Below are 1459 nucleotides of genomic sequence, written 5' to 3'. Positions count from 1 at the left end.
TGTCTCGCGAAACGCTGACATCGGCTGCGTTGAGGTCGAGCAATTGAATGGTATCGACCTTGCCGACGCGGCTTTCGTTGGCATAGTAGATCGTGTCCTGCCCCGCCCCCTTGCCGAACAGGTAGGTGTCGTCTCCGGCACCACCGTCCAGACGGTCATTGCCAGCACCGCCATCAAGCACGTCATTACCGGCGCCGCCGTTGAGGATGTCATTGCCCGAACCGCCTTGCAGCAGATCGTTACCCTCATCGCCGTTCAGGGTATCGGCACCCGAACCACCGGCCAGGCTGTCGTTGCCAGCACCACCACCGACGGTGTCGTCACCAGCACCGGCGTCGATCAGATCGTCGATGGCGTAACCCGTCAGGGACTGGTCAGCATCATTCCCCTTCAATACCTGAGTCTTGATTGCGTCCAGATCCCAGGCACTGCCATCGGCAAACTGGATGCGGTCGATCTGATAACCCGAGGTCGCATCACTCATAAAGTGATACGTAACACGCAAGGTATCGGTCGTCCCGTTGACCCGAATGACCAGGTCATAGCTGTCTCGCGAAACGCTGACGTCGGCTGCGTTGAGGCCGACCAACTGAATCGTATCGACCTTGTCGACGCGGCTTTCGTTGGCGTAGTAGATCGTGTCCTGACCCGAGCCCTTGCCGAACAGGTAGGTATCGTCACCGGCACCACCATCCAGACGATCATTGCCAGCACCGCCATCGAGCACGTCATTGCCGGCGCCGCCGTTGAGGATGTCATTGCCCGAACCGCCTTGCAGCAGATCGTTACCCTCTTCACCGTTCAGGGTATCGGCACCCGAGCCACCGGCCAGGCTGTCGTTGCCAGCACCACCACTGACGGTGTCGTCACCCGAACCACCAACCAGGGTGTCATTGCCAGCACCACCACTGACGGTGTCGTCACCGGCACCGGCGTCGATCAGGTCGTCGGTGGCGTAACCCGTCAGGGACTGGTCAGCATCATTCCCCTTCAATACCTGAGTCTTGATTGCGTCCAGATCCCAGGCACTGCCATCGGCAAACTGGATGCGGTCAATCTGATAACCGGCTGTGGCATCGCTCATGAAGTGATACACGACGCGCAACGTATCAGTCGTGCCGTTGATGCGAATCACCAGGTCATAGCTGTCTCGCGAAACGCTGACATCGGCTGCATTGAGGTCGACCAATTGAATGGTATCGACCTTGCCGACGCGGCTTTCGTTGGCGTAGTAGATCGTGTCCTGACCCGAGCCCTTACCGAACAGGTAGGTATCGTCACCGGCACCACCATCCAGACGATCATTGCCAGCACCGCCATCGAGCACATCATTGCCGGCGCCACCGTTAAGGATGTCATTGCCCAGACCGCCTTGCAGCAATTCGTTACCGTCTTCACCGTTCAGGGTATCGGCACCCGAACCACCGGCCAGGCTGTCAGATCGGAAGAGCGGCGTGTA

1 protein-coding gene is annotated in these 1459 nt (G+C 59.1%); it reads right to left on the bottom strand.

Features of this window, described 5'->3' with window-relative positions; genetic code table 11:
- On the bottom strand, nt 1-1459 hold a 1459-nt coding region (locus GE543_RS26955), incomplete at both ends, for a calcium-binding protein (protein WP_306092885.1).

The organism is Pseudomonas sp. SZ57 (assembly GCF_009495975.1).
GTDB lineage: Bacteria > Pseudomonadota > Gammaproteobacteria > Pseudomonadales > Pseudomonadaceae > Aquipseudomonas > Aquipseudomonas syringae.
This window is presented reverse-complemented; position numbering and strand designations above follow the sequence as displayed.